General features: G+C 60.9%; 24 protein-coding genes. 16 read left to right on the forward strand and 8 right to left on the reverse strand.

Annotated features, from left to right (window positions below):
- Positions 1–240: 240 nt before the first annotated feature.
- The 4 genes from HFC70_RS03615 to HFC70_RS03630 all read left to right on the forward strand — a co-directional run bounded on the left by HFC70_RS03615 (position 241) and on the right by HFC70_RS03630 (position 4,053).
- On the forward strand, positions 241–1,983 hold the full coding sequence (locus HFC70_RS03615; RefSeq protein ID WP_246735640.1) for a PAS-domain containing protein: 1,743 nt from the start codon (positions 241–243) through the stop codon (positions 1,981–1,983).
- A 20-nt stretch (positions 1,984–2,003) separates the two neighbouring features.
- Complete coding sequence (locus HFC70_RS03620; RefSeq protein WP_168471850.1) at positions 2,004–2,405, forward strand: response regulator; 402 nt, start codon at positions 2,004–2,006, stop codon at positions 2,403–2,405.
- 312 nt (positions 2,406–2,717) lie between these two features.
- Entirely contained in the window at positions 2,718–3,410 is a 693-nt protein-coding gene (locus HFC70_RS03625) for an OmpW family protein (protein ID WP_168471851.1), read from the forward strand.
- 151 nt (positions 3,411–3,561) lie between these two features.
- Positions 3,562–4,053, forward strand: coding sequence for a chemotaxis protein CheW (locus HFC70_RS03630; protein ID WP_168472189.1), 492 nt, complete (start codon positions 3,562–3,564; stop codon positions 4,051–4,053).
- A 94-nt stretch (positions 4,054–4,147) separates the two neighbouring features.
- Here the strand turns inward: HFC70_RS03630 and HFC70_RS03635 are convergent, their stop codons facing one another.
- The 3 genes from HFC70_RS03635 to HFC70_RS03645 all read right to left on the reverse strand — a co-directional run bounded on the left by HFC70_RS03635 (position 4,148) and on the right by HFC70_RS03645 (position 7,193).
- Positions 4,148–5,134: a WD40 repeat domain-containing protein gene (locus HFC70_RS03635; RefSeq protein WP_168471852.1), complete on the reverse strand. Its 987-nt coding sequence runs from the start codon at positions 5,132–5,134 to the stop codon at positions 4,148–4,150.
- The gene (locus HFC70_RS03640; protein WP_168471853.1) at positions 5,134–6,255 is read right to left on the reverse strand and encodes a GTP-binding protein; all 1,122 of its coding nucleotides are present in this window, start codon (positions 6,253–6,255) and stop codon (positions 5,134–5,136) included. The genes HFC70_RS03635 and HFC70_RS03640 overlap by 1 nt, the downstream gene beginning before the upstream one ends.
- Positions 6,256–6,368: 113 nt before the next feature.
- Positions 6,369–7,193, reverse strand: coding sequence for a creatininase family protein (locus HFC70_RS03645; protein WP_168472190.1), 825 nt, complete (start codon positions 7,191–7,193; stop codon positions 6,369–6,371).
- 102 nt (positions 7,194–7,295) lie between these two features.
- On the opposite strand from HFC70_RS03645, the gene HFC70_RS03650 reads away from it, so the two are divergent.
- The 3 genes from HFC70_RS03650 to HFC70_RS03660 all read left to right on the forward strand — a co-directional run bounded on the left by HFC70_RS03650 (position 7,296) and on the right by HFC70_RS03660 (position 9,925).
- Positions 7,296–7,787: a MarR family winged helix-turn-helix transcriptional regulator gene (locus HFC70_RS03650; RefSeq protein ID WP_168471854.1), complete on the forward strand. Its 492-nt coding sequence runs from the start codon at positions 7,296–7,298 to the stop codon at positions 7,785–7,787.
- A gap of 152 nt (positions 7,788–7,939) precedes the next feature.
- Positions 7,940–8,956, forward strand: a complete 1,017-nt coding sequence (locus HFC70_RS03655) for a LacI family DNA-binding transcriptional regulator (RefSeq protein WP_168471855.1) — start codon at positions 7,940–7,942, stop codon at positions 8,954–8,956.
- Positions 8,957–8,965: 9 nt separating this feature from the next.
- Positions 8,966–9,925, forward strand: coding sequence for a 2-hydroxyacid dehydrogenase (locus tag HFC70_RS03660; protein ID WP_168471856.1), 960 nt, complete (start codon positions 8,966–8,968; stop codon positions 9,923–9,925).
- A 6-nt stretch (positions 9,926–9,931) separates the two neighbouring features.
- Here the strand turns inward: HFC70_RS03660 and HFC70_RS03665 are convergent, their stop codons facing one another.
- A complete protein-coding gene (locus HFC70_RS03665) occupies positions 9,932–10,684 on the reverse strand; it encodes a gamma-glutamyl-gamma-aminobutyrate hydrolase family protein (protein ID WP_168471857.1) in 753 nt (250 codons plus the stop codon).
- A 301-nt stretch (positions 10,685–10,985) separates the two neighbouring features.
- Between HFC70_RS03665 and HFC70_RS03670 the strand changes: the two genes are divergently transcribed.
- Positions 10,986–12,092 (forward strand): TRAP transporter substrate-binding protein, encoded by a 1,107-nt coding sequence (locus HFC70_RS03670; protein WP_168471858.1) that lies wholly within the window; start codon positions 10,986–10,988, stop codon positions 12,090–12,092.
- A gap of 140 nt (positions 12,093–12,232) precedes the next feature.
- Here HFC70_RS03670 and HFC70_RS03675 read toward each other — a convergent pair whose 3' ends face one another.
- The gene (locus HFC70_RS03675) at positions 12,233–14,071 is read right to left on the reverse strand and encodes a TRAP transporter large permease subunit (RefSeq protein WP_168471859.1); all 1,839 of its coding nucleotides are present in this window, start codon (positions 14,069–14,071) and stop codon (positions 12,233–12,235) included.
- A 1-nt stretch (position 14,072) separates the two neighbouring features.
- Complete coding sequence (locus HFC70_RS03680) at positions 14,073–14,636, reverse strand: TRAP transporter small permease subunit (RefSeq protein WP_168471860.1); 564 nt, start codon at positions 14,634–14,636, stop codon at positions 14,073–14,075.
- Between the two features lie 390 nt (positions 14,637–15,026).
- Here HFC70_RS03680 and HFC70_RS03685 point away from each other — a divergent pair, with 390 nt between their 5' ends.
- The 4 genes from HFC70_RS03685 to HFC70_RS03700 all read left to right on the forward strand — a co-directional run bounded on the left by HFC70_RS03685 (position 15,027) and on the right by HFC70_RS03700 (position 19,829).
- Positions 15,027–17,330, forward strand: coding sequence for a bifunctional diguanylate cyclase/phosphodiesterase (locus HFC70_RS03685; protein WP_168471861.1), 2,304 nt, complete (start codon positions 15,027–15,029; stop codon positions 17,328–17,330).
- Between the two features lie 371 nt (positions 17,331–17,701).
- On the forward strand, positions 17,702–18,463 hold the full coding sequence (locus HFC70_RS03690; protein ID WP_168471862.1) for a hypothetical protein: 762 nt from the start codon (positions 17,702–17,704) through the stop codon (positions 18,461–18,463).
- Positions 18,464–18,597: 134 nt separating this feature from the next.
- Complete coding sequence (locus HFC70_RS03695; RefSeq protein ID WP_168471863.1) at positions 18,598–18,822, forward strand: aa3-type cytochrome c oxidase subunit IV; 225 nt, start codon at positions 18,598–18,600, stop codon at positions 18,820–18,822.
- A 212-nt stretch (positions 18,823–19,034) separates the two neighbouring features.
- Positions 19,035–19,829 (forward strand): alpha/beta hydrolase, encoded by a 795-nt coding sequence (locus HFC70_RS03700; RefSeq protein WP_168471864.1) that lies wholly within the window; start codon positions 19,035–19,037, stop codon positions 19,827–19,829.
- A gap of 84 nt (positions 19,830–19,913) precedes the next feature.
- Here HFC70_RS03700 and HFC70_RS03705 read toward each other — a convergent pair whose 3' ends face one another.
- Both HFC70_RS03705 and rpsU read right to left on the reverse strand, forming a co-directional pair.
- Positions 19,914–20,792, reverse strand: coding sequence for a tetratricopeptide repeat protein (locus tag HFC70_RS03705; RefSeq protein ID WP_246735641.1), 879 nt, complete (start codon positions 20,790–20,792; stop codon positions 19,914–19,916).
- 132 nt (positions 20,793–20,924) lie between these two features.
- Positions 20,925–21,164, reverse strand: coding sequence for a 30S ribosomal protein S21 (gene rpsU / locus HFC70_RS03710; protein ID WP_168471865.1), 240 nt, complete (start codon positions 21,162–21,164; stop codon positions 20,925–20,927).
- 300 nt (positions 21,165–21,464) lie between these two features.
- Here rpsU and HFC70_RS03715 point away from each other — a divergent pair, with 300 nt between their 5' ends.
- From HFC70_RS03715 to HFC70_RS03730, 4 genes are read left to right on the forward strand one after another with little or no spacing between them, the layout of a single operon-like run.
- Positions 21,465–22,718 (forward strand): sarcosine oxidase subunit beta family protein, encoded by a 1,254-nt coding sequence (locus tag HFC70_RS03715; RefSeq protein WP_168471866.1) that lies wholly within the window; start codon positions 21,465–21,467, stop codon positions 22,716–22,718.
- Between the two features lie 19 nt (positions 22,719–22,737).
- On the forward strand, positions 22,738–23,052 hold the full coding sequence (locus HFC70_RS03720; RefSeq protein WP_168471867.1) for a sarcosine oxidase subunit delta: 315 nt from the start codon (positions 22,738–22,740) through the stop codon (positions 23,050–23,052).
- The gene (locus tag HFC70_RS03725) at positions 23,049–26,045 is read left to right on the forward strand and encodes a sarcosine oxidase subunit alpha (RefSeq protein WP_168471868.1); all 2,997 of its coding nucleotides are present in this window, start codon (positions 23,049–23,051) and stop codon (positions 26,043–26,045) included. The genes HFC70_RS03720 and HFC70_RS03725 overlap by 4 nt, the downstream gene beginning before the upstream one ends.
- Positions 26,038–26,592, forward strand: coding sequence for a sarcosine oxidase subunit gamma (locus HFC70_RS03730; RefSeq protein WP_168471869.1), 555 nt, complete (start codon positions 26,038–26,040; stop codon positions 26,590–26,592). Before HFC70_RS03725 ends, HFC70_RS03730 begins: the two co-directional genes overlap by 8 nt.
- The last annotated feature ends 36 nt before the right edge of the window (positions 26,593–26,628 follow it).

Below are 26,628 nucleotides of genomic sequence, written 5' to 3' on the forward strand. Positions count from 1 at the left end.
CCTCGGCATCGGGGTCCGGGAGACACTCTTCGGCGCGGGCCATGAAGACAGACGAAAAGGACGGTGGATCGGGCGGGTTCACCGTCCTTTTCATGGTGCCGGCCGATGGCCGGGCGGGTCCTGTGACGCCAATCTGCAATCCAGCGGTTGCACGCCTACGACTATATTCGCGCGCTCTTAAGTGAATGTTCACCCGATACGGTCATCCTGTTGTCGCGGCAAAGAGCGGACAGACAGATCATGCACAGGCGACGGATGGGCAATATGGAGATCGCCGGCTGGGGCCATGCCACCGGCCGACTGATCCTGCGTGTGGGTTACTCCGATCGGATCATGGCGCAACTCATTCCTGATATCCTTCGGGTCATCGTTGAGACCAAACAACTGGAACTGAGGACCAGTGCTGCACTTTATCTCCTCGGCAGCGGCCGGCAGAAGGCCATGCTTGCCGGCTATTACAACGTGCACTGGTCGCAGCTTGAGACCTATGTCGAGATCAGCCCTTCCATACAGGTGGGGCCGGACCCGCAATTGCCGATGCACCGCATTCTTGTTCCGATTGCCGGTGCGACGGACGATCCGATCGGCGCGCTGGCGGTCTATGTCGGGAATGAGGAAGAAGGAGACTACGCACATCTAGATGTCCTGAATGCGCTGGTGGGGGATATATCGACGGTCATTCTCGCCAAGCAGGAGCAGGAAATGCGGACTGTCGCGTCTCCGGCACCGGATGGGCAACCGTTGCAGGCGGCTGAAGGTGACGGCCATGTCCTGCACGAGAACATTTTTCATCTGCTTCGGATGACGGTCGACAATTTCCCTGGTGGGGTCTGCGCGCTTGATGAGGATCTGACCGTCGCGATGACGAACAAGCGGTTTTACGAAATCCTCGACCTGCCCGCGGAACGGTTTCCGGTCGGCTGCAGCTTCAAGGATATCCTGCGCTTCAACGCGGCGCGTGGTGAATATGGGCCGGGCGATATCGAGGAATTGGCGCAGGACCGCATTCGTCATGTAAAGCTCTTTCTCGAACATTCGTTCGATCGCGATACTGCGACGGGCCTGGTCCTGGAGGTTCGCTCCGCGCCGTCGCCGGGCGGCGGCTGTGTGATCACCTATGTGGATGTCACGGCCCGCAAGACGGCCGAGCGCGAACTGCTGCATCATCGCGATAGACTTGAGGACATCGTCAGGGCCCGCACGGCGGAAATCGAGCTTCAGGCACAGAAGCTTGAAAGGTTGCTCAACCACGAGCGTCACGTCAATGAGCAGCAGCGGCAGTTTGTGGCCATGGCGTCGCACGAGTTTCGCACGCCATTGGCAATCATCGATGGCGCGGCACAACGACTGACCCGGCGCAAACGCGAGATCACGGACGAGTTCATCGGCGAAAAGGTCGACCAGATCCGCGCCTCCGTGTTGCGCATGGTCAGCCTGATGGAAAGCATTCTGGCCGTCGGTCGGCTGGATCATGGCGTGATCAGCATCCAGCCCGAGAATTGCAAGCTGAGCGAACTCATAGAACTCTGTTGCGCGGGCCAGAAGGGCATTAGCCCGTCGCATCGGTTCCATCTCGATCTTGAGCGCCTGCCGGCCACAATCCTGGCCGACCAGTCGGCGCTTCAGCAGGTCTTCACGAATCTTCTGTCGAATGCGGCGAAATATGCGGCCAACGCACCGGACATTTTCATCACCGGTTGGCAGGAGAACGGTTTTGTCCATGTCTCAGTCAAGGACCAGGGTATCGGCATTGATGCCGATGACCTGCCGAAAATGTTCCAGCGCTACTTCAGAGCCCGTACCTCGACCGGAATTGCCGGAACGGGTATCGGCCTAAACCTGGTGCAGCAGATTCTCGAGCTGCACCAGGGTTCGATTTCGGTCACCAGCCAGAAAGGGTGCGGTTCGGTCTTCACCGTCACACTCCCCATAGCTACGCCTGCTGCCAACAATTCTTCCATCCCAACCATAGAGGCCGCCTGAGGCGGAATATCGGTGCCAGTATGATCACAATCCTTTGTATTGAAGACGAAGACCAGATCCGTTCGCTGGTCGTGGAAGAGCTGGAGGATGCGGGTTTCAAGACGCTCCAGGCAACAAATGGTCGGGAAGGTCTAGAAATGATCCTGACCAAGTGGCCGGATATCGTCATCTGCGATATCACCATGCCGGAAATGGACGGGCATCAGTTGCTGGCGGATATCCAGCTCAACCATCCGGAATTCTCCAACATACCGTTTATCTTCCTGACCGCGCTTGCCGACAGGGACAACCTGATTGCCGGGTTGCAGGCCGGCGCGGCCGATTATCTGACCAAGCCGATCGATTTCGACATTCTTCTGGCCAAGCTTACCGGCTGTGTGACGCGTATCGAGAATGACAAGCGCACCGGCCGCGGCTTCTGAACGGCGACAGGGCTGGGCCGGGACTGATCGAAAGGTCAGGCCGCCGTATAGTCAGCGCTCTCGTCCGAATCTCGAATCGCCTCGGCGTCCGATCCGCCGCGTTTTGTGTTGTCGGCCGCATCGACCTTGCGGCCGATACTACCCGAACTTGCAATTCGTCAGAAAATAGCGTTGCCAAATTGTGACAATCCCAAGGCAAACTTGTCCGATAGATGGCGGACTTTATATGTATTGATTTGCATCAAATACTTGCCGGCGGGCTCGGCGCTAGTTTCCTCCTGCGTTAAGCGAGAATTCGATCAGGAGAGACACATGACGAAAATTAGGACCGGGCGGATTGCCGCCCTCGCCGCAACCGCTGCATTCGCGCTGTTTGGTCAGGCGACCCTGGCGGCGGATCTCGCGCCGGTTATGGATGCGGCACCGGAAGCCCAGTCGCTGGCACCGCAGAGCCCTTGGCAGATCCGCGTTCGTGGCCTTGGCGTCATCACCAATGACGAAGGTTCGGTCGATGGCGTCGCCGGCTCCGATCTGTCCTACAGCGACAGCGTCATCCCCGAGCTGGATATTTCCTACTACTTCACCGACAATATTGCTGCAGAACTCATTCTCGGCACCACCTACGCCAATGTTTACGGCGAAGGCAGCGTGGCGGGACTGGACAAGATCGGCAAGACTTGGGTGCTGCCACCGACGCTGACCCTGCAGTATCACTTCACCGACTTCGGCGCCTTCAAGCCTTATGTTGGCGCAGGCGTGAACTACACCATATTCTACAACCAGTCCGGCTCGACAGCATCGGATCTCGATGTCGAGGACACCTTCGGCGCCGCCCTGCAGGTCGGTTTCGACTACATGCTCAACGAGCATTGGGGTGTCAACTTCGACGTCAAGAAGCTGTTCCTCGAAGCCGATTACGAGACGACGATCGGCGGCACGAAATTTACCGGCAAGGCCAAGCTCGATCCGTGGCTGATCGGCACCGGTATCACCTATCGCTTCTAATCCGGGCATCGTATGCATAGCGACGGCCGCCTCCGGGCGGCCGTTTTGTTTGTGCGGGTCAATCCGTGGCGAGAAGGCCAGCCTTGCACCAGATTCCCGGCGTACAAGCAAAGATACCGATAATCGACATCGCGAGGATCCTTGCGTGAACATGACCGCCAGTGCTGCCGAGTTCCTGGAAATCATCGCTTTCCGACTCAATGATCAATCCTTCTGCGTCAAGACGCGCTCGATTCGGGAGATACGTGGATGGGCGCCGGTCACGCCGATACCGCACGCGCCCTACGAAGTCCTGGGGGTGATCAATCTTCGCGGCACCGTGATTCCGATCATCGATCTTGCCGTCAAGCTCGGAATGCCGGGCACGGAAGCGTCGGAGCGAAGCGCCATCATCGTCACAGACGTCAACAATATGACGCTCGGCCTGCTGGTCGAAGGGGTTTCGGATATCTTGACCGTTCCCGCCGAGAGCCTGCAGCCCGTGCCGCAGACCGCCGGGCAGGCCGCCAAATTTTCCGAAGGCATCCTGGCGCATCAGGACGCGATGATCTGCTTTCTCAACCTGGAAGAACTGTTTGCGGCCAGCCTGAATATTGTGGGCGGCCGCGGTGGCGGCGGCGATGCCGGCTGGGAAGAGTTCTGACGGATCGTTAGCCATCTCAGCGCAACCGGAAACGGCGGCCGGAGGGCCGCCGCTTGGCGTTTGATTTCCTGTCGTCCCGCGCGTTGGGCCTTGGTTATGCCGCGATATCGACGATGCCGCAGTCGCCCGCTTCCGAGGCGAAGGCCATCAGCTTGCCGGTGGCGCTCCAGGCAAGCGAGGTGATGGCGCCCTTGCCGGGCCGGCGCAGCAGCGCCTCCTTGCCGTCGGCAATCCGTACCGCCAGGATCATGCCGTCGATGAAACCGATCGCCAGCACCTCTTCGACCGGATGGAAGGCGACCTGGCTGACCATGATGTTGGCGCGGGTGCCCAGTTCCAGCGGCGTCTTGCCCATCGGGCCGTCCTTGCCGGAAAACGGCCAGACGATAGCGGCCGGAGCGCCGGAGGAGGCGAGCCACTTGCCCTTCACCGACCAGGATAGCGACTTGACCTTGGCCGGATAGCCGGTCATGCGCATATGGCGGCTGTCGGCGGCCTTGCTGTCGAGTTTCCAGCCATGCAGGGCATTTTCCTGCATGGTGGTAACGACGAAGCGGCCATCCGGCGAGAAGGTGACGCCGGTATGGGCGCCTTTCCATTCCAGGTCGACCGGCGCGCCAGATGTGCCGACCCAATGCAGAGTCACGCCATTGTAGCGGGCCGCCGCGACGCGCAGGCCTTTGGGCGCGAAATCGAGGCCTTCGACGGTGCGTTCCTCGGTGAATTGCTTGACCGTGCCATCGGAAAGCCGAACGAAGATCGTCTTGCCGATGGCATAGGCGACGGCGCCCTGCGGGCCGCTGGCGACCACGGAAATCCACTTGCGCGGCACATGGGCAAGTTCGCTCACCGTGCCATCATGGGCGATGCGCTGTACCTTGCCGTCTTCGCCGCCGGTCAGCAGCGTCTGGTTCGCGGTATCCTTGACGCAGGTCAGCAAGCCCTGATGCAACTCTGTCACCTTCTCGCCGCCGTCCATGCGGTGGATGGTGCCGGCGGAGGTTGCAAAAACCGGGATATCACCGAGAAAACTAGCCGTCAGCACATGGCCTTCAAGATCAAGCGGAGCAACCGTCGGCATCAGGCGGCGGCCTCGCAGGCGTGGAAGCTCTTTTCGAGCTTTTCGCGATCGAGATCGCGGCCGATGAAGACCAGACGGCTTTCATGCTTTTCGCCATCCTTCCAGGCGCGCTGGTGGTCGCCTTCGATGATCATGTGCACGCCCTGCACGACATAGCGTTCGGCGTCGCCCTTGAAGGCGATGATGCCCTTCAGCCGCAAGATGTTCGGGCCTTGCGTCTGCGTCACCTTCTGGATCCAGGGGAAGAACCGCTCGGGGTTCATCTCGCCGCCGCGCAACGACACCGAGACGACGGTTACGTCATGGATGGCCGACGGACCGTGATCGTGGTGATCATGGCCGTGGCCATGCGCATGATCGTGATCATGGTGGTGATGATCATGATGGTCATGACCATGGTCGTGATGATCGTGCCCGTGGTCATGGCCGCAATCGGGGCCGCAGACATGGTCCGGGTCGTCGTGATCGAGGAAATGCGGATCGTTTTCAAGCGCCCGCTCGAGGTTGAAGGCGCCCTGGTTCAGGACCTTTCCGAGGTCGACGCCCGAACGGGTCGTCGTGTAGACGCGGGCCGAAGGGTTGATGGCGCGCACGATATCCTGGATGTGATGCAGTTCGTCGTGGCTGACGAGATCGGCCTTGTTGATCACAACGACATCGGCAAAGGCGATCTGGTCTTCGGCCTCGCGGCTGTCCTTCAGGCGCAGCGGCAGATGCTTGGCGTCGACCAGCGCCACGACGGCGTCCAGTTCCGTCTTGGCGCGCACGTCGTCGTCCATGAAAAAGGTCTGGGCAACCGGAACAGGATCGGCAAGGCCGGTGGTTTCGACGATGATGCCGTCGAAGCGGTCGGGGCGGCGCATCAGGCCTTCGACGACACGGATCAGGTCGCCGCGCACGGTGCAGCAGACGCAGCCATTGTTCATCTCGTAGATTTCTTCGTCCGATTCGACGATCAGGTCGTTGTCGATGCCGATCTCGCCGAATTCGTTGACGATGACCGCATATTTCTTGCCGTGGTTTTCCGACAAGATGCGGTTCAGCAGCGTCGTCTTGCCGGCACCGAGATAGCCGGTCAGAACGGTCACGGGAATAGGCTTGATGGCAGCAGTTTCGGTCATGGAAAACCTCGATCGATGGGATGGGCGGCAATGCGCGCTGTTATGGTATTACCTCCATATAGGCGCAGCCGCGCATGAGTTCAAAGGGTTTTGTTGGTGTATGCGTGCCGCCGCTACCTTGGTATTGTCGGTGCACTATGGACCGGGGCAAAATCAGCGGTGATATCGAACCGATCGACATCCCGCAGCAGGTCGATGATGCCCGTTACCGCATGGGCGAGGAGGCGTTCGCCTTTTTCGACCGTCGCCGCTGCGGCATTGCCGGCTACGCCGTCAGGGTTGAGGTCGGTCATCTTCCAGCCGAAGGCATGGGGTCCATAGGCGCGCAGATGGGTGAAGCGGGTGGCGAATTCGGACTGTCTGGAGGGGAAATCGGCGGCCTTGGCCATGTCGACCTTGTCCGGATGGAGGGCCAGCATCACAGAGGTCTCGATATCGCCGCCATGGATGTCGACCGCCTTGTCGCTCGGGCTGATCCAGCCCTCCGGCTGGCCGAACCGGGTCCAACTGGTGGCGACCGCCAGCATGCCGAAGCGGATGCGGGCCTCGGTTGCAACGATGGTCATCAGCGGCGCATTGCCGCCATGGGCGTTCAGCATGACGAACTTGCGGATGCCCTGGCGCGACAGGTTTTCGGCAATGCCGAGCCAGCGAAACACCGCTTCGTCGAAGGCCAGGGTGCGCGTGCCGGCCACATCCATGTGCTCGATCGAATAGCCGATGGGTTCGGTCGGCAGGAAGGTTGCAGGCAGATCGGCGGGCAGGGCGGCAATCAGCCTTTGCACCAGCCCTGCGGCGATCAGCGTGTCGGTGTTGAAGGGCAGATGCGGCCCGTGCTGCTCCTGGGCGCCGAGCGGCAGGACGGCAATCCAGCCTGCGCGCGCCGCCGGTGTCAGATACGGATCGTTTTGCGGAAAATGCGGGTCGGGGCGGTGCATCGGCAGTGTATTTCTCATTCTCGACATTGCTTTTAAGGCCGTATAAACGTTAGCCGGCATAGGAATAGCCGGCCAAACGCCGCGGGCGGCACAGGGGGGAAGATGTCGAAAAAAGACAAGGGCGACAAGAAAAACAAATCGGGCAAGAAAAAAGAGGCAGACGACGTCTCGCTGGCCGGTCTTGGCGCCGCCATTACTCAGGCGGCGCGCAGCATGCGTACCCTGCAGTCGCGCAGCCTGTCTGCGAGCGGGCTCTATGCGGGTCAGGACGGCGTCATTCTTCTCCTGTCGGCGGAAGACGGCCAGACGCCCGGTGCGCTTGCCCAGCAGCTCGGCGTCAAGGCGCCGACGATGACCCGCACCATCGGCCGCATGGAGGCGCAAGGTTTTCTGGAACGCCGCGCCGACGATCGGGACGCACGGCTGACCAAGGTCTACCTGACGGAAACGGGACGCAGTTCGTCTGAGCGCATCGAGGCGGCAACAGTGGATTGCGACCGACGCGCCACCAAGGGCATGTCGGGCAAGGAAGTGAAGCAGCTGCTGCGGCTGCTGGCGACAATGGATGCCAATCTGCAGTCGAGTGATCCGTAATGGCACGCTGACGCAGGCCGTCGGCGGGACTGAATTTCCAAAGAAAAAGGCAATTGCGAAACGGGATTAAATTGTTTAATTAAAATGTTTAATCGAACTTGCGCGTCCAGATTGGCGCCGGGTCCTGTTTGATCTGCCGAGTGGGAGGACACGTGGCACAGAAAATCAAGCTGTCAACGATCGCCGAGAGTCTCGGCCTGTCCACCGCCACCATATCGCTGGCCCTGCGCGACAGTCCGCTTGTGGCGACTGACACACGCGAGAAGATCAAGGAACAGGCGCGGTTTCTCGGCTATATCTACAACCGCCGTGCCGCCAGTCTCAGAACGTCGCGCTCCGGCATTATCGGCGTTGTCGTTCACGACATCATGAATCCGTTCTACGGCGAGATTCTGAAAGCCATCGAAAGCGAGCTCGACCGTAGCCGCCAGACCTTCATCCTGTCGAACCATTACGATTCCGTCGAAAAGCAGCGGATGTTCATCGAAACCCTGCTGCAGCTCGGCGGCGACGGCGTGATCATGTCGCCGGCCATCGGCACGCCGCCGGAGGATGTGATGCTCGCCGAGGAAAACGGCATGCCGGCGATCCTCGTGGCGCGTTCCATGGACGGGGTCGACCTGCCGACTTATCGCGGCGACGACAGCTACGGCATATCGCTGGCCACCAATCACCTGATCGGCCTTGGCCACCGCACCATCGCCATGATCGGCGGCACCGATCAGACCTCGACCGGCCGCGACCGCTACCAAGGCTATGTCAACGCGCTGCGCAAGGCCGGAATCGAGGTGGATCCCGAGCTTCGCATCCCAGGCCCGCGCACCAAGCAGGGCGGGTTCGAGGCTGCGGTGAATTTCCTGTCGCTGCCGCAAAAGCCGACGGCGGCCGTCTGCTGGAACGATCTGGTGGCCATCGGCCTGATGAACGGCATCGCGCGCGCCGGCCTGACGCCGGGCCGGGATATTTCCGTGACGGGCTATGACGATCTGGAGGAGGCCTCCATCGCCACGCCATCGCTGACGACCGTATGGAATGGTCAGGCCGAGGTCGGAAGGCTTGCAGCCCGCGCGCTTCTGGATAAGCTGGCCGGCAGTCACGAGCCGGACGGCATCCACCTGATCAAGCCGGAAATGCGGATCCGGCAGTCGACCGGACCAATCAAACGCTAAGGAGAGACGATGAGCCAGCAAAAGTCCGCCATTCTCGTGCCGGGCAAGATACACCCGCGCGTCCTTGACCGGTTGCAGGCCGAGTTCGATATCCTGACGGCGCCGCAAGGCGCGCCACTGGAGCTTGGCGAGGCGGATGCGGCGCGGGTGCGCGGCATTGCCGTGTCCGGCGCGGTTCCGGCTGCCTGGATGGAACGGCTGCCCAATCTGGAAATCATCGCCAATTTCGGCGTTGGCTATGATGGCGTGGATGTGGCGGCCGCCGCCAGCCGTGGCATCATCGTCACCAATACGCCCGATGTGCTGGACGACGAAGTGGCCGACACGACCATTGCGCTGCTGATCAACACGGTCCGGCAATTGCCGCGGACCGAGGCCTATCTGCGGGAGGGACGCTGGGCCAACAACGGGCCATTCCCGCTCTCGCCGCTGTCGCTGCGCGGTCGCCATGTCGGTCTTTTTGGCCTCGGGCGCATCGGTGGCGAGATCGCCAAGCGGCTGGAGCCGTTCAAGGTCAAGATCAGCTATCACACCCGCCGGCCGAAGGCCGATTGCCCCTATGGCTATCACGCCTCGTTGCTGGATCTGGCCGCTGCGGTCGATACGCTGATTTGCATCGTGCCAAAGACAGCCGAGACCCATAAGGCGATCGATGCCGCGGTGCTGAAGGCGCTGGGGCCTAACGGCGTGCTGATCAATGTCGGCCGCGGCTGGAGCGTCGACGAAGACGCGCTGATCGCCGCTTTGCAGGACGGCACGATCGCTGCCGCGGGGCTCGATGTGTTTCAGGAGGAGCCGAAGGTGCCGCAGGCGCTGATCGACCTGCCGAACGCCTCGCTTCTGCCGCATGTCGCCTCGGCCTCCGTGCCGACGCGCAATGCCATGGCAGACCTGGTGGTCGACAACCTGATCAGCTGGTTTGGCAACGGCACAGTGCTGACGCCGGTTCCGGAAACGCCGCCGAAATAGCTCGGACTAGCTGCGGTCGCCCGCATAGGCGCGGACCGCGTTGCCAAAGGCTTCGAACAGGGCGCGGGACGGGGCATCCGTCTCTGCCCAGTATTCCGGGTGCCATTGCACACCGATGGCAAAACCCTTGGCATCGATCACCGAGACGGCCTCGATCGTGCCGTCTTCGGCGACGGCTTCGACCTGCAGGCGGGGTGCCGTTTTCGAGATCGCCTGGCGGTGCAGGGAGTTGACCATGACCTCGCCCGTGCCGAGATAGCGGGCAATGCAGGATCCTTTGGCGACGATGACGTTCTGGCGGACCGCAAACGCCGTGTCGCGGTCGACATCGGCCGGCTTGCGATGGTCCCAGACGCCAGGCTGCTCCTGGATCTCGCTGGCCAATGTTCCGCCAAGGGCGACGTTCAATTCCTGAATACCCCGGCAGATGGCCAGCAGCGGAATACCGCGATCGAGCGCCCGTTTGATCAGCGGCATGGTGGTGGCGTCGCGGGCCGGATCGAAGGGGCCGTCGCTGTCGCGGGCTTCCTGGCCGTAGAGCGAGGGATGGACATTGGTCGCCGAGCCCGAGACCAGCAGCCCGTCGACTCGGTCGAGAATGGCGTCCGTGTCATTGCCGGCCTCGAAGGCGGGGATGATGAAGGACATGACATCGGCCACCTTCAGGGCGGCGCGGACATACTGATTCTGCGCGGCATGCCAAGTCGTTCCGTCGAATTCTCTGATATCGGCGGGAATGGCGATGATCGGCTTGGGCATGGAAGGCTCCGGGATATTCGTCTGTCATGGCTTTGTGCGGCCAGTGTCCAGGGCAAGTCAACGGATAATCGCGCCGCGCACCGCACGTTTCTTCTCTCAGGTTGCGCCTGCGTGAAAGCATTCCGCCGCACCTTTGTCCGCAAGTGATTGCCCTTGTGCAAGTCCTTCGCGGCATTAGTCAAAAGAATATCGGCATCGTGCTTGAAACGCTTTGGACAAAATGGTTAGCTCGCCAGCATTGCTGCTGGGAGGAGGCCGCAAGGTACTTGTTGGCAGAGCAACCATGTTGGGAGGTCAATGCATGGATCGTCGTTCATTTATCAAAAACGCAGGTGTCGCCAGTGCAGGTGCTGCCGCGTCCACTGTACTCGCAGCCCCTGCCATCGCGCAGACAAATCCGAAAATCACCTGGCGTCTCACGTCGTCATTTCCGAAGTCGCTCGACACGATTTTTGGGGGCGCGGAAGATGTCGCGGCCAGGGTCGCTGCGGCGACGGACGGCAATTTCACGATCCAGACTTTTGCCGCCGGCGAAATCGTTCCGGGCCTGCAGGCAGCCGATGCCGTCAGCGCGGGCACGGTCGAGATGTGCCATACCTGCTCCTACTACTATGTCGGCAAGGATCCGACTTTCGCGATCGGTACGGCCATTCCCTTCGGCCTCAATGCCCGCCTGACCAATTCGTGGTTCTATAACGGCAACGGCAATACGCTGCTCAACGAGTTCTATGCCAAGCACAATCTCTACGGCATGATCTCCGGCAATACCGGTGCGCAGATGGGTGGCTGGTTCCGCAAGGAAATCAACACCGTCGACGACATCAAGGGCGTCAAGATGCGCATCGCCGGTCTGGCCGGCAAGGTCATCGAAAAGCTCGGCGGTGTTCCGCAGCAGATCGCTGGCGGCGATATCTATCCGGCGCTGGAAAAGGGCACGATCGATGCCGCCGAATGGGTCGGCCCCTATGACGACCACAAGCTCGGCTTCTACAAGGTGGCCAAGTATTACTACTACCCGGCCTTCTGGGAAGGCGGCCCGGTCATCCACTCCTTCGTCAATCTCGACAAGTGGAACGACCTGCCGAAGGGCTACCAGGCCATTCTGCAGGATGCCTGCTCTTTCGCCAATACCAACATGATGGCGAAATACGATTCCAAGAACCCGACGGCGATCAAGCAGCTGGTCGGCGAAGGCACGATCCTGCGTCCGTTCAGCCAGGAAATCCTCGAGGCCTGTTACAATGCCGCCCTCGAAGTCTATGCCGAGATTTCGGCGACCAATGCCGACTTCAAGAAGATCTACGAAGACCAGGTGGCTTTCAAGCGCGAAGGCTATCTGTGGATGCAGCTGTCGGAATACACGTTCGACACCTTCATGATGATCCAGCAGCGCAACGGCAAGCTCTAAGCTTCTCCTGCCTCGTTTCATGAGAAAGCCTCGGGATGACCATCGTCCCGAGGCTTTTTGCATGGCGTCTGCTTGATGAAAAAAGGCCCCGATGCGGGGCCTTTTCAAATACCTTCATAGCTCGTCTTGCGACAATGCCGCTAGTTGAACTTCGGCGGCTGGCTGAGGTCCATGCCGGGGGCAGGGGTGGTCGTGGCCGGAGCTTGGCCGGGCAAGCCGTTGTTGCCGTTGCCGCCCAGCGGCGGCAGACCGAAGGCCGGAGCTTGACCTTGACCGCCCTTGCCGTCGGAGCCGAGCGGTGGCAATCCGAGACCACCCGGTGCCTGCGGTGTCGCACCCGATGCATTGGAGTTGTTGTTGCCAAAGCCCGGGATCTGGATCTGGATGGTACTGGGATCCACGGTTTCGTGCCCGCTCTTGTAGCGCATCACCAGACCGGGGAAGGCAATGACCACCAGGATCATGATGAACTGGATGACGATGTAAGGGAAAACGCCCTTGTAAATAGCGATCGTGCTGACCCCGGCCATCATCTTGCCGGTCACCTGGTCCTTCCACGAACCGGCCGGCGTGATGGAGCGCAGGTAGAACAGCGAGAAGCCGAAGGGCGGCGTCAGGAACGAGGTCTGCAGGTTGATGCCGAGGATGACCCCGAACCAGACCAGGTCGATGCCGAGCTTGTCGGCCACCGGCGCCAGCAGAGGGACCATGATGAAGGCGATCTCGAAGAAGTCGAGAAAGCAGCCGAGGATGAAGACAATAATGGTGACGACGATCAGGAAGCCATATTCGCCGCCCGGCAGTGCCAGCAGCAGTTCCTCGATCCAGACATTGCCGTTGATGCCGTAGAAGGTCAGGCCGAAGACGCGTGCGCCGATCAGGATCATCATGACGAAAGCCGACAGCTTGGTCGTGGCATCCAAGGCATGCTTGAGGGTCGCCATGGACAGGCGGCCTTTCATCGCGGCCATCAGCAAGGCACCTGCGGCCCCCATGGCGCCGCCTTCGGTTGGCGTGGCGATGCCGAGGAAGATGGTGCCCAGCACGAGGAAGATCAGCGCCAGCGGCGGGATCAGCACGATGACCACCTGCTGGGTCAGCCTGGAAATGACGTTCAGGCTGAAGGTTCGATTGGCCAGCGCGATCAGGTAGACCGTGATCACTCCGAAGGCCAGGGCTGCAACCAGCCGCCATTCCGGGCTGGCAATGCCGAGGAAAAGCACTTCATGGCCGAGGAAATACAGGGCCACCGAGATGGCCAGCATCACAAACAGCGACGTCACGCCATCACCGAGCGTGCGCGCTTCCTTCGGCAGGGCCGGCGCCCAGTCGGGGCGAACCATGGTGACGGCGAAGATGTAGAGGCAGTAAGCGGCGACGATCAGCAGGGCTGGATAGAGCGCGCCGACATACATGTCGCCGACCGAGCGGCCGAGCTGGTCGGCCATGACGATCAGCACCAGTGAGGGCGGGACGATCTGTGCCAGCGTACCGGATGCGGCGATGGTGCCGGCCACCAGGGGCTGGTTATAATGATAGCGCAGCATGATTGGCAGCGAGATCAACCCCATCGCCATCACCGATGCCGCAACGACGCCGGTCGTGGCGCCCAGCAGGGCGCCGACCAGGATGACCGCATAGGCAAGACCGCCACGGATCGGTCCGAACAGCTGACCGATCGTATCCAGCAGGTCTTCCGCCATGCGCGACCGCTCGAGGATCAGTCCCATCAGGGTGAAGAAGGGGATCGACAGCAGCGTGTCATTGTACATGATGCCGTAGATGCGTTCCGGGTGGGATTGCAGCAGCGGCCAGAACAGCCGGATCTCCGGCGAGATGGTGGACAGCTCGACACCGAGGGCGAAATAGATCAGTCCGCCGGCAGCCAGCGTAAAGGCGACGGGATAGCCGAGCAGCAGCATCAGCATGACCGTCGTGAACATGATCGGCGCGAGATTGTGGGCGATGAAATCGATCATCCTAGCGGCCCTCTATGCTGTGCGTTTCGGCGGCTGCCGCAGCAGTGTCGACCGGATCTTCCATATAGCCGAAGAGGATTGCGGCCCGCTTGATGATTTCGGAAAAGGCCTGTGCCGTCAGAAGCATGAAGCCGAGCAGGACCGCTGCCTTGGCGGGCCAGATGATCAAACCGCCGGCGCTGGAAGAGATTTCACCGCTGGCAAAGGATCGCCAGAACCATGGCCAGGCAAGGTAGGCCATCAGGAAGGAGAAGGGCACGAGGAAGATCGTGTGAAGGATCAGGTCGATCCAGTCGCGCGTCCTTTTCGACCAGGAACTCGATACGATATCGATGCGGATATGCTCATTCTTGAGAAGCGCATAGGCGGCCGCCAGCATGAAGACTGTGCCGAAAAGATACCATTGCAGTTCGAGCCAAGCATTGGACGAGATGTCGAACATCTTGCGGACGATCGCATTTCCCGTGCTGATGAGTACGGCTGCGAGCAGCAACCAAGACACTGATCGACCGATTGTCTCGTTGATCCGGTCGATCAGGCGGCTTATCGCCAATAGCAATCCCATTTTTTTCTCCCCTAGACTTGACCATGTCCATAGAACATGCGCCGACCTCGTGCAACTGGCGTCATGCAGGTCTCGAACGGCGAAAGTCCATACTTCATAGGACTTTCGTCGATCCTGATAGTCTGCGCGATTGGAGTTGCGCCTTGATGGCGCCGCATCCGGGGAGGTATGATGGCAGATGGGCCGGATCGGGGGTGGCGCCAGGGCTGTGCGTTTGTGCAGTACGGACGCTAAGGGTTTGGCTTTACGGTGGTTTGGTCGGTTTGCGGGGCCTGGAATTCGCTATGACTGTAAAGGACCACTTACAAAAATGCGTAAAACCCCGTCGATTTGGATAGCAAATTTTAAAACGTTTTATCCTACTGTCGGGCCTGCAAAAGGAGACGACAGATGAAGGCCCGCGCCGCGAACACTGTGCCGACCGATGTCTATCTGTCGTTTGTGAGTTCGCTATTTGGCAACCGCCAGACACTTTTCACCGGTATGGTCGTCCATATCCTGACCTATGTCGCTGTCTTCCATAAGACGCAGGACCCTTACTTCATCTATCTGTCCTGCGGATTCGCGGCCGTGTTCGCCTACCGCATCTTCTGGTTCATCAAGTTTAGCGCCGTGGACAAATCGGCGTGGAACGTGACCGACATTCGCCGATGGGAAATCCGCTATGTGCTGGGTGGCGGCGCGACCGCCGCCATTCTCGGCGTGGGCTGTGGCTATTCGATCCTCGCCTACGAGGACACGTTCGTCGAACTTGCTTGCATTTCCGTCACGATGGCGTCGATGGTCTCGGTCGTCGGGCGCAATTACGGCTCGCGCCTCGCGGTCAATCTTCAGAGCCTGGCCTGCTGCTTGCCGATCATCGTCGGGGCCATTTTCTCGGACGATCCCTACAAGGTGCTGCTTTCGATCATGCTGGTACCGTTCGTGCTGACCACGCAGGTCATGGCCAAGGGTGTCAGGGAGTTTCTTTACGAAAACGTCATCGCCACCCGCGAAATGCGGAAAATCGCCGACAGTTTCGATACGGCGCTGAACAACATGACGCATGGCCTGCTGATGCTCGATCCGCAGAACCGGATCCAGGTGATCAACCGCAAGGCCTGCGAACTGCTGCATCTGGGGGAGCGCAACCGGCTGAAGAATTGCGATATCGATGTGGTGCTGCGCTATGGCGTCCGGCACACTTTCGTTGACGGATCGATGCCGGCGCTGATCCAGAGGCAACTGACTCAGATGATCGACGGATCGATCTCGCGGGCTGTCATGCAGTTCTCCGACGACCTGATCCTGGAGTTTTCCGCCAGCCGTCGCCCCGAAGGCGGCGTGGTGCTGATCTTCGAGGACGTGACGGCGCGGGCGCGGGCCGAGCGCAAGATCCTGCAGATGGTGCGGTTCGATGCGCTGACCGGCCTGCCGCACCGCAATTATTTCGCCGAGCTTGTCAAGGACCGTATCGATCATCGGACAAGCAGCGGTCCTGTCGGCTTCCTCGTCCTCGACGTCAACGACTTCAAGCATGTCAACGACGTAAAGGGCCACCTGACGGGTGACCGCCTGCTTTTGGCCATTGCCAACCGGCTGTCGGCAGCGGCCGGAAGCGACGTTCTGACCGGGCATCTGGTCGGCGACCAGTTCGTGCTGTTCCTGGCAGATGCTGCTGACCCGATCGAGTTGGAGGCGCGCATGCGCGCCATTCATGTGCAGGCAGCCGGAGACTACGAGGTCGACGGATCGACCTTCCGGGTCAACTTCTCGGCCGGCGGCGTGATGATGCTCAGTGAGGATCTGCGTATGGACGAATGGCAGATCAAGGTCGATCTGGCGCTGTTTGAATCCAAGTCGCGCGGCAAGGGCGCCTTCACTTTGTTCGCCGAAGAGATGGATGCCCGCTATATCGAGCGCCAGCGTCTGAAGTCCGATCTGCGTGCCGCCGTCGAATCCCAGTCGCTCAATGCCGTCTACCAGCCGATGTTCAAGCCGGATGGTTCGCGGATCGAGTGCTGTGAGGCGTTGTCACGCTGGACCCATCCCGAGAAGGGCGCCATTCCGCCGAATGTCTTCATCCAGATTGCCGAAGAGATGGGCATCGTCTCCGACATTACCCGGTTCATGATCCGCCAGGCCTGCCGCGACTGCATGACCTGGCCGGAACATATCGCGGTATCGGTCAACCTGTCGGTGCATGACCTGCGGGACGGAGCGATCGCCGACACCATCATCGAAGCGCTGGCTGAGACCGGCCTGCCTGCGTCGCGGCTGCATCTGGAAGTGACCGAAAGCAGCCTGATGGAGGAATTGTCTGCCGTCCGTGCCTTGCTCGAAATGCTGCGTGCCAAGGGCATTACCATCGCCATCGACGATTTTGGCACCGGCTTCTCAAGCCTCAGCTATCTCGACACGCTGCCGATCGACGTGGTCAAGATCGACCGCTCCTTCGTGCGCAACATCGGCGAGGATGCACGCCGGCTCAAGCTGCTGCGCGGCATCGTCAACCTGTCGCGCCAGCTCGACCTGGAGATCGTCGTCGAGGGCGTCGAGACGGAAGACCAGCTGGCGCTGATCAACAAGTACAATTGCGGCGATCTGATCCAGGGCTATCTGTTCTCGATGCCGGTGGCCTCCGAGAAGATCCGGGCCTTAAGCAACGAGGCCGAAAAGCGCCCGCTGCAGCGTCGCGGCCCGCGCGTCGCCTGACATTTCCCCATCCCGAAGACAAGATCCGCAAGCGATATCTCGGCCCGCCGCCGTGCCCCCAATGCCGGTGAACGGCGGGCATGCGGCATCGGCCGAAGTGCAGATGCCTCTGCCGGCGAGGCCGCCTTATGCTTAACACGTGGACCGAAAGCGGCTTCCAAACAGCCTCCTGAAATTGTGAGGTGTCTTCGCATTTTGAGGGTGCGAGAGCGGAAAACCCCTTAATTGTTAGGTGATTTTAGCAATCCCTGTTTCTTTCGTTAACCTTAATACAAAGTAATTGACTAAAAGGGACCAGTTTGATGCTGCGATGGCGTTATCCAAATGGTAATCATATTTTCAAAATTTTAACGGTTTTGATGAGTGATCATATGAGTGATTTTAAACCTGCGGCCGAGAGCTTTCCCGACAAGATGATGGCGTTGCTAGACAATATCGAGTATCGCCGCATCGAGAGCAGCGAGGATTTCGGTGACATCGAAAGGTTGCGTTTCAAGGCCTACAAGGCCGCCGGCGTTCTGCCGGTAGGTTCCCACACGCTCATCGACGATGTGGATTTCGATCCGAATGCCTATGTGTTCGGGGTCTACTACTTTGAGGAGTTGGTCAGTACGATCCGGTTGCATTATGTGACGCCGGACCATCGGGTATCCCAGTCGGCAGGTGTGTTTCCTGATATCATGGACGATCTGCTGGACGCCGGGTTGACCCTCATTGATCCTGCTCGATTTGCTGCTGATCCGCAGGTCGCTGCCGAGTTGCCGGTAATTCCCTATATCACCCTCCGCCCCAGCATTGTCGCAGCCGCCTATTTCAGGGCGGACCGAGTGCTGCAACATGTGCGGCCACCCCATGCGGCCTTCTACAAGAGGGTATTCTACGCTGACACGCTGGTTGAGCGGCGGATGACGGAAATCTACGGGCTCGAGCTTACATTGATGTCAACCAATACCCATACGGTTGGCAACAAGCTTCTTCGGCGCTACCCGTTCTTCGATTCGGCCAGTCACGAGCGTCGGCTGATGTTCGGCCGACCCGAACAGGGAGGCTCTCCGAGCCTGACGGTGCTTCCTTCTGCCCGCCTCGTCGCTTCCGGGGCAATCTTGGGGGCGCAGGCCGGGATCGATTACTGAGATTCAAGTGTTGCGCGATCTTGTTGCGTCTTTAAGATCCGTTGTGTATTCGGTTTATAGCGGCAGGGATTGATATCGCTGCCTGAACCAAGGGCTTCGGCAGCAGCGCCGACCATTTCGAGGGAAGCGAAACTATGAGCGAACATCACACGGGTCCGGTCGAAACCGGCGCATCGATGGACTATGCGTCGCACGAAAAGACCTACGACTATTTCATCGCCGGCGCCAAGTACGGCACGGCCATCATGGTCGCGCTGATGATCGCCATGGCGGCGGGCTTCTTCAGCTCTGCCGGTTTCCTCGGCGGTGTGCTGGTCTTCATCGTGCTGAGCGTCGCGGGCGTCTTCATGCTGCGCTAAGCAGTAGCGGCATACGGACATCATAAAATCGGGCCTATCCCAGCGTATCGGAGGTTTCATGCTTCCGATGCGCTTTTTGTTGTCCGCTGCGCCCTGAAGCAAAACCAATTGCCTATCGGCAATTTTTAGTTGATCATCCCCCGGTCATAATTGGCATTTGCAAAGTATAAGGGGTAGGCGACGCAGTTTCGGCCAATATTGAGGGTAGCGCCATGAGCAATGAAGTGCCCTATACGAGTCGCAAACCTGTGGTTTTCATTCACGGCGCCTGGATGACGCCGGCGTGCTGGGATCCCTTCACAACCGTTTTCGAGGCTGCCGAATATCGGGTCCTTGCTCCCGCCTGGCCCTTCATCGACGGCCCGGCGGCTGCCCTGCGCAGCCATCCGCCGGCAGGCCTCGGCAGCATGACGGTCGGCACGATCGTCGATCACTATGCGCGAATCATCAATACGCTGCCGGTGCCGCCGCTGATCATCGGCCATTCGTTCGGCGGACTGGTGGCGCAGTTGCTGCTCGACCGGGGTATCGGCCGGGCCGGGGTAGCCGTGGCCCCCGCACCGTTTGCCGGCATCGTGCCCGATGGTACGACGCTTGCCGGCGCCTTGCCCATCCTGCTGCGCTGGAACGGATGGAACCGGCCCTATACGATCAGCCACCAGCACTTTGCCATGAACTTCGCCAATACGGTGGACGCGGCCAGCCAGCAGGCGGCCTTTGAGCGGTTGGTGGTGCCGACATCGGGGCGGATCTTCTATCAGGCAGCGACAGGGATCGGCCTTGTCATCCATCCGAAGGAAAGGTTGCAGCCGCTGTTGATCATCGAGGGAGAAATGGACCGCACGGTGACGCCTTCCATGGCCCGTACGGCCTTCGAGAAGCAGAGGAAATCGCCGAGCCGTACGGATTTCAAGCAGTTTGCCGGACGCTCGCATTTCATCCTGTCCGAACCCGGTTGGGAAGAGGTGGCGGACTATGCGCTGAACTGGGCCGAGAATCTGGTCTGACGGTGAATGACCGCAGCCCGACATGAAAATGCCGACCCCTGACGGTGCCGGCATCGCAGATGTCTTCAGGCTATGTGGCTTTTTTCAGCTTCCGGCCCGGGTTCGCGCCAGGCCGGCCTGGGCCGGTGTGTATTTGGGGTCAAGCCCGAGCGCATGGGCATAGGACTTCGCAGCGCGCGCCTTGTCGCCGCGGCGCTCGTAGATCAGCGCCTGATTGGCCCAGGATTCGGCGACCTTGCCGTCCAGTTCGATGGCGTGGTTGAAATCGGCGAAGGCATTCTCGTCGTCGTTCAGCGCGACATAGGACACCCCGCGGCCGTTATAGGGCTCCGGTGCGCTCGGCGACAGCGAGATCGCCTTGGAGAAATCGTCGATCGCCTTGTCGTGCTGGCCGCGCAACTGGTAGATCAGGCCGCGATTGTGATAGGCGCGACCATCGGTGGTGTCGAGCTGAATGGCGCGGTTGAAGTCGCCGAAGGCTTCGTCGATGCGGCCGGCCTGGCGATAGACGTTACCGCGACCGATATAGGCGACATCGTAATTGGGATTGAGCTTCAAGGCCGCATTATAGTCGGCGGCGGCTTCGACCGGCTTGCCCATGTTGCGATAGACGAGGCCGCGATTGGCATAGGCCTGGTAGAAACGCGGGTTCAGCTCCAGGGCGCGGTTGAAATCGGCAAGCGCCCGGCTGAATTCGCCGGCGCGGCCGTAGGCCGAACCGCGCACGTTGTAGCCTTCCGGATCCTGGGGATTGCTGTTGATCACCGAAGACAGCGACGCAATGTTTTCTTCCGAGCCTTGCGCCCGGTCGACGCGGATCATGTCGTCCGTCTGGCTGGTCGACTGGCAGCCTGCCAAGGTCAGCGCACCGAGGATCATCATTGCCGACGCGGCAGAGCGCGTGCAGTTTGCAAAGGGCGAGCGGGAGAGAAAGGGTCGAGACAAAGCGATCGTGTCAGCCATTATGCGGCAAGCTTTCCGTTCTGCATGCAAAGCCCTGGACGGGCCATGATGCTGATCATTATAACTGGAAGGGCGGCGGCGAACCAGTCGCCCCCGCCCTCTAACATCGGAAAACGTCTAAATAGCGACCGATTAACGGGCAGCTGCTGCGCGGGGTGCCGGTGCAGCAATCAGGCCTTCGCGCTGCATGCGCTTGCGGGCCAGCTTGCGAACGCGGCGAACCGCTTCCGCCTTTTCGCGGGCGCGCTTTTCAGACGGCTTCTCGTAGAAGTCGCGCATCTTCATTTCGCGGAAGATACCTTCGCGCTGCATCTTCTTCTTCAAAGCGCGAAGCGCCTGGTCAACGTTGTTGTCGCGGACAAGTACCTGCACGTCTATCCCGTTCCTTTGGTTTCGTGTTGTTGATCCGCAACAATGCTGCCATCAGCGGAACAAAGTAAAACATCCGCCGGAACGCATTTCCGGCGATTTTGGCGCGAAATAACAGATCGTGATTTCAAAGTCCAGATGCGGACTGCAGTTTGCCGCGGAAAAATGCAAAGGGTAAGGCGCTTATTTGCGCCGTGTCGAAAGATGGGCGTCAATGCGTCGCAAAACGAACTGTGCGTCGCAACTTGATTTGCGAGGTGTATGGTCCTACCCAATTGCCTGAACCATAGGAGTTTGAGGCGAATGCGCAAATATTCCGTTTTTGCCGTGGCGCGCGAAGCGCTGCGTGGCCACAAAGGCTGGGACGCCCAGTGGACCTCGCCGGAGCCGCGGCAAGCCTATGACGTGATCATCATCGGGGCCGGTGGTCATGGCCTGGGGGCGGCTTATTACCTGGCCAAGGAACACGGCATCACCAATGTCGCGGTGATCGAGCGGGGTTGGCTTGGCGGTGGCAATACCGGCCGCAACACGACGATTATCCGGTCCAACTATCTCTACGAAGAGAGCATGGACATCTACGAGCATTCGCTGAAGCTCTGGGAGGGCCTGAGCCAGGATCTCAACTACAATGTCATGTACTCGCCGCGCGGCGTGCTGATGCTGTCGCACAATGTGCATGACCAGCAGTCGTTCAAGCGCCATGTGAATGCCAACAATCTCTATGGCATCGACAACGAATGGATGACGCCGGAGCAGGCCAAGGCCTTCTGTCCGCCGCTCGATATCTCGAAATCCGCCCGCTACCCGATCAACGGTGCAGCGCTGCAGCGGCGCGGCGGTACCGCCCGTCACGATGCCGTGGCCTGGGGTTATGCCCGTGCCGCGTCCGATCGCGGCGTGCACATCATCCAGAATACCGAAGTGACCGGCATCCGCCGGGCCCCCAGCGGCGAGGTGATCGGCGTCGAGACATCGCGCGGTTTCATCGGCGCCAAGAAGGTCGGCGTGTCGGCGGCCGGCCATTCCTCGGTTGTCATGCAGATGGCCGGCGTGCGCGTGCCGCTGCATTCGACGCCGCTGCAGGCGCTGGTCTCCGAGCCGATGAAGCCGATCTTCCCCTGCGTGGTCATGTCCAACACGGTGCATGCCTATATCTCGCAGTCGGACAAGGGCGAGTTCGTCATCGGCGCCGGCACCGACCAGTACAATTCCTATTCGCAAACCGGCGGTCTGCAGATCATCACCCATACGCTGGATGCGATCTGCGAACTGTTCCCGATGTTCCGCCGCGTCAAGATGATGCGCCAATGGGGCGGCATTACCGACAATACGCCCGACCGCTCGGCGATCCAGAGCGTCACGCCGGTTCCGAACCTGTTCGTCAATTGCGGCTGGGGCACCGGCGGCTTCAAGGCGACGCCCGGTTCGGCCAACCTGTTTGCCCATCTGATCGCACGCGGCGAGCCGCATCGTCTGGCCTCTGGTTTGACGCTGGACCGTTTCCGCACCGGCCGTCTGATCGACGAAGCGGCCGCGGCCGCTGTGGCACATTGATTTCGAAGGATCGCCCATCATGTTGCTGATCAAATGCCCCTATTGCGAGGAAGAGCGCGCCGAACTCGAATTCCGCGGCGCCGGCGAGGCGCATATCGTGCGTCCGGCCAATATCGCCGAGATTTCCGATGACGAATTCGCGGAGTTCTTCTTCCTGCGGGACAATCCCAAGGGCCTGATTTTCGAGCGCTGGCGCCATATGCATGGCTGCGGCCGCTTCTTCAACGCGGTGCGCGACACCGTCAGCGACCGCTTCCTGCTGACCTACAAGGCCGGCGAGCCGAAGCCCGATGCGTCCGTCCTCGACGCCATCTCGAAGGGAGCCTCGAAATGAGCGGCGCCAATCGTATTCCCGGCAAAGGCCGCCTGACCCCGGCCAGAACCGCCCGCTTCACCCTCGACGGCCGCTGTCTGACGGCGCTCGAAGGCGATACCGTCGCCTCCGCCATGCTGGCCAATGGCCTGCATCTGGCCGGACGCTCGTTCAAGTATCACCGGCCGCGCGGCATCCTGACGGCTGGCCCCGAAGAGCCCAATGCCCTGCTCGACATTTCCCGGGATTCGGCGCGCAAGCAGCCGAACGTGCGCGCCACGGTGCAGGAAGTGTTCGACGGCATGAAGGTCGAGACCCAGAACCGCTGGCCGTCGCTCACCTTCGATGTCGGCGTCGTCAACGATTTCTTCTCGGCGTTTTTTGCCGCCGGTTTCTACTACAAGACCTTCATGTGGCCGAAGGCCGCCTGGCACACGGTCTATGAGCCCTTCATCCGCCGGGCTGCCGGTCTCGGCGTCGCGCCGAAGGAAGAAGATCCGGATCACTACGCCAACCGCTACGCCCATTGCGACGTTCTGGTGGTCGGCGGTGGGGCGGCTGGTCTGGCCGCTGCCCTTGCCGCGGCCGAAGCCGGCGCCAAGGTCATTCTCTGCGACGAGCAGCCGGAAATGGGCGGCGCGCTGCACTATGATACGGGTGCCGTGATCGATGGCCATAACGGCTATGACTGGGCGCAGGTGACCGCGGCGCGGCTGGCCGCCATGCCCAATGTCCGGGTGATGAGCCGCACCACGGCTTTCGGCTACTACAACCACAATTTCGTCGCCCTTGCCGAGCGGGTGACCGACCATGTCGCCAAGCCGGGCAAGACCAGCCCGCGCGAACGGCTGTGGCAGGTGCGCGCCAAGAAGGTGATCCTGGCCACCGGCTCGATCGAGCGGCACATGGTGTTTGCCAATAACGACCGTCCCGGCATCATGCTGGCGTCTGCCGGCCGCACCTATCTCAACCATTTCGGCGTGGCTGTCGGCGCCAAGGTCGGCGTCTATACGGCGCATGACTCGGCCTATGAGGCGGCGTTCGACCTGAAGAGGGCCGGCGTCACCATCGCTTCCATCGTCGATTGCCGGGAAAAGCCGGGCGACAGGGTTCTGTCGGAAGCAAAGGCGCTGGGCATCGAGGTCCTGACCGGCCATTCCGTGGTCGATACGGCAGGCCGGCTGCGCATCAAGTCGATGAGCGTCAGGCGTAATGGCGGCAGCGGGTCTGCCCGCAAGATCGAGGTCGACGCGCTGCTGATCTCGGCCGGCTGGACGCCGTCGGTGCATCTGTTCTCGCAATCGCGCGGCAAGCTGAAATTCGATGCGGCGCGCGATCGCTTCCTGCCGGACGTTTACGCGCAGGAAAGCCTGTGCGTTGGCACCTGCAACGGCACCGACGATTTGCAGGCCGTGCTCGACGAGGCCTATGCGGCCGGTCGCGACATGGCGGTGGCCGTCGGCGCCAAGGGCGCCGTCAATGCGGCGCTGATCGGCGCAAACGCCTTTGACTGGACCGGCGGCATGATCGGTGCTGCGGAAGGCGCAGGGCGCGATACGACCGTGAAGGCCTTTATCGACTTCCAGCACGATGTCTGTGCCAAGGACATCCGCCTGGCGGTGCGCGAAGGCATGCACTCGATCGAGCATATCAAGCGCTTCACCACCAATGGCATGGCCTCCGACCAGGGCAAGCTGTCGAACATGCACGGCCTGGCGATTGCCGCCGAAATGCTCGGCAAGGAGATCCCGCAGGTCGGCCTCACCACGTTCCGCGCGCCGTATACGCCGGTGACCTTCGGCACGCTGATCAACCATTCGCGCGGCGACCTGTTCGACCCGACCCGCAAGACGCCGATGCATGCCTATGAGGCGTCGAAGGGCGCCGAGTTCGAGGATGTCGGCAACTGGAAACGTGCCTGGTATTATCCGCGCCCCGGCGAGGACATGCATGCGGCGGTGAACCGCGAATGCAAGACCGCCCGCGAGACGGCCGGCGTGTTCAACGCTTCGACGCTCGGTAAGATCGAGGTGGTCGGCCCGGATGCGGCGCAGTTCCTCAACCTGATGTATACCAATGCCTGGGATACGCTGAAGCCCGGCAAATGCCGCTACGGCATCATGACCCGCGACGATGGCTTCATCTATGACGACGGCGTCGTCGGCCGCATCGCCGAGGATCGCTTCCATGTGACGACGACGACCGGCGGTGCCCCGCGCGTTCTCAATCACATGGAAGACTATCTGCAGACGGAATTCCCGCATCTGAAGGTCTGGTTGACCTCGGCCACCGAACAGTGGGCGGTGATTGCCGTGCAGGGACCGAAGGCCCGCGATATCATCGCGCCCTTTGTGGAGGGCATCGACATCTCCAACGAGGCCTTCCCGCATATGAGTGTGGCCGAAGGCAAATTCTGCGGCGTGCCGACGCGTCTGTTCCGCGTGTCGTTCACCGGCGAGCTTGGTTTTGAGGTCAACGTGCCGGCCGATTTCGGTCCAGACGTGTTCAAGGCCATCTGGGAGCGGGCGGAAGGCATGGGTGCCTGCCTCTACGGCACCGAGACCATGCATGTGCTGCGCGCCGAGAAGGGCTATATCATCGTCGGTCAGGACACCGACGGGACGCTGACCCCGGACGATGCCGGCCTTGCCTGGGCCGTCTCCAAGAAGAAGACCGATTTCGTCGGCATTCGCGGCCTGAAGCGCCCCGACCTGATGCGTCAGGGCCGCAAGCAATTGGTCGGCCTGTTGACCAAGGATCCGGGCGAAGTGCTGGAGGAGGGCGGCCAGATCGTGGCCGATCCGAACCAGCCCAAGCCCATGACCATGCTCGGCCATGTGACATCGTCCTACTGGTCGGAAAATCTCGGCCGCTCGATCGCCTTCGCCATGGTCGCCAACGGAAGGGCGCGGCTGGGCGAGACGCTCTATGTGCCGATGAAGGACAAGACCATCGCGGTCGAGGTGACGGACATGGTGTTCTTTGACAAGGAAGGGGGACGCATCCATGGTTGATGGTCTGGTTGCTTCGCGCAAATCCGTACTCGAGGGCTTTCACGGCGGATCCTTGTTGGTTCGTCTGACGCCTGCCGCTCCGGCCACGCGGGTGGCGCTGCGGGCAGGGGCGGATGCCGTCGCTGCTCTTTCCAAGGCGCTTGGCCTTACCCTGCCTGTCACGCCGAAGACCTCGGCGTCGCTCAACGGCCGTTCGGCCTTCTGGATCGGTCCGGACGAATGGCTGCTGATCGACGAGACGGGTGGCGACCTGATGGGGCTTTGCGCCTCGTCCGGTGCCGTGCATTCGGCCACCGATGTGTCGCACCGCAACACCGCCATCATGGTCTCCGGTCCGGGTGCCGAAAACACGCTCAATGCCGGCTGCCCGCTCGACCTGTCGCTTGCCGCCTTCCCGGTCGGGGCAGTCACCCGCACGGTGTTCGGCAAGATCGAGATCGTGCTCTACCGGCTGGCGGACGACACGTTCCGCCTGGAATGCTGGCGCTCATTTGCCGAATACGCCTTCGGCCTGCTGGCGGAAGCCGCGGAAGACGCGGCGGCGTGATTTGTGGCAGTGCAGTCCGGCTGACTTGCTGCCGGG

The sequence above is a fragment of the Agrobacterium sp. a22-2 genome (genome assembly GCF_012276985.1).
GTDB lineage: Bacteria > Pseudomonadota > Alphaproteobacteria > Rhizobiales > Rhizobiaceae > Allorhizobium.

Bases quoted from the DNA above. Each gene is read 5' to 3' on its own strand.
- HFC70_RS03615 (WP_246735640.1), top strand. From the start codon at position 241: ATGCACAGGCGACGGATGGGCAATATGGAGATCGCCGGCTGGGGCCAT.
- HFC70_RS03620 (WP_168471850.1), top strand. From the start codon at position 2,004: ATGATCACAATCCTTTGTATTGAAGACGAAGACCAGATCCGTTCGCTG.
- HFC70_RS03625 (WP_168471851.1), top strand. From the start codon at position 2,718: ATGACGAAAATTAGGACCGGGCGGATTGCCGCCCTCGCCGCAACCGCT.
- HFC70_RS03630 (WP_168472189.1), top strand. From the start codon at position 3,562: ATGACCGCCAGTGCTGCCGAGTTCCTGGAAATCATCGCTTTCCGACTC.
- HFC70_RS03635 (WP_168471852.1), bottom strand. From the start codon at position 5,134: ATGCCGACGGTTGCTCCGCTTGATCTTGAAGGCCATGTGCTGACGGCT.
- HFC70_RS03640 (WP_168471853.1), bottom strand. From the start codon at position 6,255: ATGACCGAAACTGCTGCCATCAAGCCTATTCCCGTGACCGTTCTGACC.
- HFC70_RS03645 (WP_168472190.1), bottom strand. From the start codon at position 7,193: ATGCACCGCCCCGACCCGCATTTTCCGCAAAACGATCCGTATCTGACA.
- HFC70_RS03650 (WP_168471854.1), top strand. From the start codon at position 7,296: ATGTCGAAAAAAGACAAGGGCGACAAGAAAAACAAATCGGGCAAGAAA.
- HFC70_RS03660 (WP_168471856.1), top strand. From the start codon at position 8,966: ATGAGCCAGCAAAAGTCCGCCATTCTCGTGCCGGGCAAGATACACCCG.
- HFC70_RS03665 (WP_168471857.1), bottom strand. From the start codon at position 10,684: ATGCCCAAGCCGATCATCGCCATTCCCGCCGATATCAGAGAATTCGAC.
- HFC70_RS03670 (WP_168471858.1), top strand. From the start codon at position 10,986: ATGGATCGTCGTTCATTTATCAAAAACGCAGGTGTCGCCAGTGCAGGT.
- HFC70_RS03675 (WP_168471859.1), bottom strand. From the start codon at position 14,071: ATGATCGATTTCATCGCCCACAATCTCGCGCCGATCATGTTCACGACG.
- HFC70_RS03680 (WP_168471860.1), bottom strand. From the start codon at position 14,636: ATGGGATTGCTATTGGCGATAAGCCGCCTGATCGACCGGATCAACGAG.
- HFC70_RS03685 (WP_168471861.1), top strand. From the start codon at position 15,027: ATGAAGGCCCGCGCCGCGAACACTGTGCCGACCGATGTCTATCTGTCG.
- HFC70_RS03690 (WP_168471862.1), top strand. From the start codon at position 17,702: ATGAGTGATTTTAAACCTGCGGCCGAGAGCTTTCCCGACAAGATGATG.
- HFC70_RS03695 (WP_168471863.1), top strand. From the start codon at position 18,598: ATGAGCGAACATCACACGGGTCCGGTCGAAACCGGCGCATCGATGGAC.
- HFC70_RS03700 (WP_168471864.1), top strand. From the start codon at position 19,035: ATGAGCAATGAAGTGCCCTATACGAGTCGCAAACCTGTGGTTTTCATT.
- HFC70_RS03705 (WP_246735641.1), bottom strand. From the start codon at position 20,792: ATGGCTGACACGATCGCTTTGTCTCGACCCTTTCTCTCCCGCTCGCCC.
- HFC70_RS03715 (WP_168471866.1), top strand. From the start codon at position 21,465: ATGCGCAAATATTCCGTTTTTGCCGTGGCGCGCGAAGCGCTGCGTGGC.
- HFC70_RS03720 (WP_168471867.1), top strand. From the start codon at position 22,738: ATGTTGCTGATCAAATGCCCCTATTGCGAGGAAGAGCGCGCCGAACTC.
- HFC70_RS03725 (WP_168471868.1), top strand. From the start codon at position 23,049: ATGAGCGGCGCCAATCGTATTCCCGGCAAAGGCCGCCTGACCCCGGCC.
- HFC70_RS03730 (WP_168471869.1), top strand. From the start codon at position 26,038: ATGGTTGATGGTCTGGTTGCTTCGCGCAAATCCGTACTCGAGGGCTTT.